Consider the following 6926-nt stretch of genomic DNA (forward strand, 5'->3'; position numbering starts at 1 on the left):
CAATCAAAAACCTACTAATCAATTACTTACATAATATTATATAGTTTTTTACGGCGCTTTATTTCGTCAAAAGACGAGTCCTGGCGAAATTGCGTGATAAGAATAGTTATTACTCAAATACTGTGTCCGCGTTTAATTCCGAGCCGTTTGATTTTTGAGTTCAATGTTGTAGGCGGAACGCCGAGAATTTCAGCTGCCCCGCCTTTACCGGCTATCCTTCCGGCACTGTACTGAAGGACCCTGTAGATGTGTTCCTTTTCATTCTGGTCGATGGTTCTCAGGATGTCACGCTCTTCATTCTGGGCTTCTGCCTGTAACTCCCTGGATGCAGGAAGCAGCACCTGCTTAATGACATTGCCGCTGGCCAGTAACACGCTCCTTTCTATGAGATGTTCCAATTCGCGGACGTTGCCCGGCCAGTTATAGCGCTGAAGGTCCTGAAGGGCTTTGGAACTGACGGAGTCAATTTCCTTTCCGCATTTTTTGCTGTAATGTTTGATAAAATGGTACACCAGCAGTTCGATATCCTCCTTTCTTTCCCGTAATGGCGGCAGGCAAATAGGAAAGATGTTCAGCCGGTAATAGAGATCAGACCTGAATCTTCCTTCGTCCATTTCCTTGAGCAGGTCGCGGTTGGTTGCAGCAATAATGCGCACATCCACCTTAATGGTTCCTCTGCCCCCCACGCGCTCAACTTCTTTTTCCTGCAGCGCCCTTAAGAGCTTCACCTGCAGGTCGAGGGGCATTTCCCCAATTTCATCCAGGAAAAGCGTGCCGCCCTGCGCAAGTTCAAACTTGCCTATCCGTCTGTCAGTTGCTCCGGTGAAACTTCCACGCTCGTGCCCAAAGAGCTCACTTTCGATCAGATTGGCCGGAAGGGCCGCACAATTCACCTTTACCATAAGTTTGTTTTTCCGGGGCGAATTATTATGGATTGCCCTGGCGATCAATTCCTTTCCGGTACCTGTTTCACCAAGGATAAGAACTGTACTTTCGGAGGCAGACACCTGCGAAACCAGATGGAAAGAATCTTTCAAGGCCAGACTTTGCCCCACTATTTCAGTGTAGCTGCCTGCCGTCTTCAGCTCTGTGCTGAGGTAAGTTTTTTCTTCCTCAAGCTGGTTCTTGTAGCCCTCAATCTCTTTCAGCTGTAACTGAATTTTTTGTTGCGAAAGCAGATTGACGATCACAATTGCAATTTGCGAACGGATGCTGGAGAACAATTCAGAATCGGAAGACAGCTTTGAGGGATGCTGCTGCTGAAAGAAAACCATACCTACAGGTTCATCAGCGAGTTTGATCACAGAGCCTACAAGATCCATCCCATCCACAGCAAGGAACTTAATAAACCTTGGAAGCTTCCTTATGGCCAGCAAGGATGGCTTATCAAAAATGACATCTTCAGCGCTGAGCAGTTCAGTGAAGAATCCATCCCCAATCTCTTCAAAATTTCTGCTCCAGCTATGCATTTCAGGAAAAGAGGCGAGTTCTGACTCCGGATCGAAGAACAGGGCACGATGGGATTTTCCATCAGCAGACAGTGCAGTAACCAAAAAGTTCTCTGCCTGGAAAAGAGTCTTTAATTGCTCAGCAAGTATGGTTGAGAGTGTTCCTTCATCCTTTGCCATCCTGAGGTTCATTCCAAACTGAAGCAGTTGTGACCTTATATTCATCAACCTGTCCACTGCCTGGTTTGATAGGATAGTTGAGATTGCGGTGGAAAGCTGCAGGGCAATGCTGCTCAGGAGTTCTAAATCCTTGTCTGAAAAAGAATTATCTTTAAGATTGAAAAACAAAGCTCCGGAAACAGCTCCTTTGTGCTGCAGTTTAAAACCAACTTTTGTACGGATGCCCCGATGGTACTCGTCTTTTAGAAATTGCGGAGTATCAATCGCTTTCACAAGTTGCTCCATGTCATAGATGTAAAGATCCCGGGAACGGCAAAGCGGCAACATCAAAATATCCGATCCAGAGTAGCCGGGGGAGGATTCAAGAAAGGGTTGATAAGTACCGCTTTCATCAATGGTTAACAGGGCGACGTCTTCAAACACAAATTTCTTTCTCAGTACCTGAGTTAAAAAAAGCTTCAGGTCATTCTTGTTGTCTGACATCGCAATATGGGCACTCACCTGCGTCAGGAAATCGCTTTCCATCTTCTTTTCCCTGATGGCCTCAGCCAGCTGAAAATCCCTTGCAGCAATAGAAATCTGACGCGAAACCACTTTGATAAAAGCAAGCTGCTTAGGGCTGAGCATTTCGTTACCTGAGAGACAGATCGTCCATATACCTATTCGTTCCCCACCAATATGCAGGCTCACCATTACCATTTTACTGATGCCATATTCATAGTTGATGGCCATAAATTCCGGAAGGGCCTTTCTGGAGGCAAGGTACTCCAGATCAAACAGGATTGGTTCATTTGAAAAAAGAACCTTATTGACCAGTCCTTCGCTGATTGCAAAAGGACTTTCGATGGCATTCATATACCGGGAATCCGATCTTGCCGCCGAATCCAGGTCCTGCAACAGCAGGCTAAGGCTGAGTTGATCAGGATTTATTCCGGCCACAAAATGGTGTGAGAAATTAAAAAAGGTCTTTAAATGTGGGCGCAAAGCTTTTAAAACTTCGTCCTTATCCTTATTCATGACCAGCTCAGCGCTGATGATTTCCAGGATTTCAAAGTTACGCTTCACCTCTTCAGCCCCCTCGATAATCTTTATCCGGGATATGGCCGAACTAAAATGCGGCAGAAGGTATTCAAGTTGTTTTAAGTAAGCCTCTTTTGGAATTTCCGGCGGGAAAATTACCACGCAATATCCCAGGAGCTCCTTCCCTGAATTTATCCGGAGAAAAATGCTGGAGCCTTCGATCTTTAATACTTCAGCTGGATCAAGCCCAGTCATGACAGGATCAGATAAAAAATTCTCCATCCTGCGGGCATTTTCATCGATAAGAAAAAATGAACAGGCAGAATAAGGTATCATTGCGGCAAGCCTTGAATGGATAAACTGCTGAAACTCTCTTCTGCCTGAAAGCCCGGTTAGTTCCATCGCGGCTGCTTCTACTTCACTGTCATTTTGGGGAGTAACACTTAATTTTTCCAGAATATCTTTCATAACCAAAAAATCTATAAACCTACGCTAACTGACTATTACTGAAAGCTCATCTGCATGATGCTTTTCCACTCAAAAATAACGCAGGGCAGGTATACAGACTATGACATATTTCAGCAAATTTCTGCCATCCGGGTTTGCGGGCTTGAATTTACCTGCATGATAATTTAGTTTTGTGATAGCATAGACCTAATCCAAAATTGGACCTCTCAAAAAAAACAACGATCCTCTGTAAGAGTGAAATTTGCTTTAAATAATAATCATATGGATACAAACAAAAAACTGGTATTGGTAACAGGTGGCTCTGGATTTTTAGGTACACATACTATAGCCGAATTATTGAAAAACGGATACCCCGTGAAAACTACTATTCGTTCTCTGAACCGTAAGGAGGAAGTCCTAGCTAACTTAAGGACTGCAGGCATAACTGATTTGCAAAAATTAAGCTTCGTTGAGGCGGATTTAACAGCAGATACAAATTGGGCGGACGCTGTAGCAGGCTGCACTTACGTGCTCCATGTTGCCTCGCCATTTCCGGCAAAACAGCCAAAGGATGAGAATGAGCTCATTATCCCTGCAAGGGATGGAGTATTACGAATATTAAAAGCGGCAAATAACGGAGGCGTCAAACGTGTGGTAATGACTTCGTCTTTTGCGGCAATAGGTTACAGTACCGATCCCAAAAATCATGTCTTCACAGAATCTGACTGGACAGATGAGAATGCCCCTATAGAGCCCTACATCAAATCAAAGACAATCGCAGAAAAGGCGGCCTGGAAATATATAAAAGACAGTGGTTCCACCATGGAATTTAGCGTCGTTAACCCTGTTGGAATTTTTGGACCAGCAGTCGGCAGCGCGTATTCGGCTTCTATAGACCTTATCGTCAATATCATGAACGGTACCGTAAAGGAAAACCGTGCATTCTCTTTTGGTGTGGTGGATGTGCGCGACGTAGCGGAAATGCATCTTCTGGTGATGGAAAGCCCTATAGCAAATGCTGAACGTTTCATCGCTACAGCTGATGGGGTAATGACCTTTTTCGATATCGCATCGCTGATAAAGAGGGAACGGAGTGCTCTTGCTTCGGATATTGCTGATCTGAAAGCCGGGAATCCGGCGGATAAGATTACGATTTCTAACAGGAAAGCGAAAGACATGCTGGGATGGCATCCACGCACGAAAGAAGAGGCTATTCTGGCTAGTGTAGACTATCTGAAGGATCAAAAGCAAAACTAGTACACAAGGTTTATACTTTGTAAAACGGGAGGTATCGGTTCGATGTCTCCCGTTTTTGCTTATCTGTGATTTGTGATGTACATCACATTCATGCTCGGTGATTCTTAATGTGATCTACATCACCATCCATTCTTCATTATTCCCCCCACTTTTGGAATGTCAACAAACAATACCAATCAAAATTTATATCAGGCATTCAAATTAATAATCATAAAATGGAAAAAGAACTCATCGTTAAATGGAAAATCAGGGAAACAGAAACTCCCCGGATTTTAATTCTCCTTCAGGAGTTGGTAGAAAAAACACGAAATGAAGAAGGTAATATTTTTTACCACATCTATCAGTCGGCTGATAATATAAATGAACTCATCCTCCATGAACGCTATGCAGACAGTGATGCAGTGGAAGCGCATAAAAATTCTGAGCATTATCAGCAAACAGTACTGGGACAGATTATTCCCCACCTTGAAATCCGTGAATTAACCCTTGTAAAACAACTTTTTTAATAGAAAATATCATGTCAAAAAGAATCTTATTTATCGTTTCCAACAGCAAAGTAATTGGACCAAAAAACAGAAAAACAGGTGTATTTCTTGATGAAGTTGCCCACCCTTACGTAGAATTTGATGATGCAGGTTATCAAATGGATTTTGCAAGTATTACAGGCGAAGTTCCGGCACTGGATAACATGGAAGCAAAAGATGAAGCTTCAAATGCAAGGTTCCTGCAGGAAGGCGGATGGACAAAAATGCAGAACAACCTTAAACTTGAGGACGTAGATGCAAGTAAATACGACGCTATTTTCATACCCGGAGGTTTAGCCCCTATGGTAGATATGCCGGAAAATGCAGTGCTGAAAAAAGTAATTGCAGAAACCTATGAAAGGAAAGCTGTAGTTAGTGCAGTATGTCATGGACCTGTATCATTGCTCAATGTAAAACTTAGCGATGGAACTTTCCTGCTTAAAGGCAAAAACATCACCGCTTTCAGCAATGATGAAGAAAACCATTATGCCAAAGATGATGTTCCATTTTTATTGGAAAGCGCTCTTACTGATCAGGGTGGTATATTTCAGGCCGCAGCTGCTTGGTCTGATAACAGCATTGCCGATGGAAACCTTGTGACAGGACAAAATCCAGCCTCAGCACGTGGAACTGCCCAAAAGGTAATCGCCATTTTAGAGGCTTAAATATTTCTTTTTTGATCATGAAAGGCTGTACCATAGAATATGATGCAGCCTTTTCGTCATCAGAATTACGGTAGATCAGCAAGCCGGATGACCTGTGGCTGTACTATTCAGTAAGTATTTTAATATAAACGGCTCAGCGTTTCGCGCGATACCCCAAGGTATGCTGCAATCAAATGTTTAGGAACAGTATTATACAATAAAGGATACATGCTCAATAATTCCTCATACCGGTGTTTTGCATTGTTATTCATAAAGGATAACAGTCTTTTTTGTGAAGCGACATATCCTTTATTAGAGCGCCAGCGAAAGAAATATTGGAGCGCAGAAATTTCATTACACAGTCTTTCGCGGTCATCACCAGCCAGGCACAGGACCTCCGCATCTGCAATACAGTCCAGGTTAACGGTAGCATCAACACCACCATACAAAGCGTTATAGTCAGACGCCCACCAGGTTGACATGGCAAACTGAAGGATGAACATTTTCTGGTCGTCATTTACATAAAAAGTTTTCAGGCAGCCATCCAACACAAAATATTCGCTGTCTACTTTATCCCCTGCACTGATTATCGTTTGTCCTTTTTTAAAAGAATGCGGTTTGAAATGTGAGTAAAAATAATCGAATTGATCATCTGTCAGTGTAATGGTTTTGGCAAGATGTGCTTTTAAAATATTCTTCGGCTCCATATAGAATGAAATTAAACGCACGAAGATATAAACTTTGTCAGTCCTTAATTAAGATATACTGCAGTATTGATGTCAGCTTTAGATTAATATTTAGTATTAAGTTGATGAAATCCTTCGTTTCAAAATCAGAGCTGTAATCAATGAGACAAGAAGTCCAACAGGCAAAATTTCCATATATGTAGCTCCTGCTACCCCAAGAGGTGTAGCGTACCAGTCTTTAAAGGTTTCCATTTGCTCACGAATGCCAGCAATCTGAGCGGGAGTCATATGGCTGATTTTGGCCGGGCTCAATTGGTAAGCTGCCAATTTTTCTATGAAATCAGGAAAAAAATTATAATAAGCAATCATCCATCCAATTACATATAAAGTTGAAGCTATAAGTGCCATATATAAAGACATTAAAAAAGCCTTACCGAAGCTAATGATACCATTATTATGCTTATCTCGGTAATTTTTGACACCTACAAATATAAGTGAGAAAGACAGCAGCATAGCTGTATAACCCAGGAGCATACTTCCATCAAAAGAGTTTTCAGAGTAACAGTATCCAACTGAGAACGACATGAAGATCGCCACACAAATACCTGATAGCAAGCCGTAGATGAGTACATTTTTTTTCATACTAATTTTGTTTAAAGGTTCAGCCGTAAAATTGGATTAAAGCTGTCTGATTTCGCTCATACTTTAGGGTGATTTGCA

Annotated in this window: 6 protein-coding genes; 3 read left to right on the forward strand and 3 right to left on the reverse strand. The window is 42.4% G+C overall.

Annotation, left to right across the window (positions count from 1 at the left end):
- Window positions 1–113 precede the first annotated feature (113 nt).
- Entirely contained in the window at window positions 114–3116 is a 3003-nt protein-coding gene (locus ABWY16_RS21185) for a sigma-54-dependent Fis family transcriptional regulator (RefSeq protein WP_353906664.1), read from the reverse strand.
- A 261-nt stretch (window positions 3117–3377) separates the two neighbouring features.
- Between ABWY16_RS21185 and ABWY16_RS21190 the strand changes: the two genes are divergently transcribed.
- From ABWY16_RS21190 to ABWY16_RS21200, 3 genes are all read left to right on the forward strand, one after another.
- Window positions 3378–4352 (forward strand): SDR family oxidoreductase, encoded by a 975-nt coding sequence (locus ABWY16_RS21190; protein WP_353906665.1) that lies wholly within the window; start codon window positions 3378–3380, stop codon window positions 4350–4352.
- A gap of 215 nt (window positions 4353–4567) precedes the next feature.
- Window positions 4568–4858 carry a putative quinol monooxygenase gene (locus ABWY16_RS21195; protein WP_353906666.1) on the forward strand — a complete coding sequence of 97 codons (291 nt, stop codon included), beginning with the start codon at window positions 4568–4570 and terminating at the stop codon, window positions 4856–4858.
- A gap of 11 nt (window positions 4859–4869) precedes the next feature.
- The gene (locus ABWY16_RS21200; protein ID WP_353906667.1) at window positions 4870–5541 is read left to right on the forward strand and encodes a type 1 glutamine amidotransferase domain-containing protein; all 672 of its coding nucleotides are present in this window, start codon (window positions 4870–4872) and stop codon (window positions 5539–5541) included.
- Window positions 5542–5660: 119 nt separating this feature from the next.
- On the opposite strand, the gene ABWY16_RS21205 is transcribed toward ABWY16_RS21200, so the two are convergent.
- A complete protein-coding gene (locus ABWY16_RS21205; protein WP_353906668.1) occupies window positions 5661–6227 on the reverse strand; it encodes a Crp/Fnr family transcriptional regulator in 567 nt (188 codons plus the stop codon).
- Window positions 6228–6323: 96 nt separating this feature from the next.
- A complete protein-coding gene (locus ABWY16_RS21210) occupies window positions 6324–6848 on the reverse strand; it encodes a DUF4199 domain-containing protein (RefSeq protein WP_353906669.1) in 525 nt (174 codons plus the stop codon).
- Between the last annotated feature and the right edge of the window lie 78 nt (window positions 6849–6926).

The organism is Pedobacter sp., from assembly GCF_040513095.1.
Classification (GTDB): domain Bacteria; phylum Bacteroidota; class Bacteroidia; order Sphingobacteriales; family Sphingobacteriaceae; genus Pedobacter.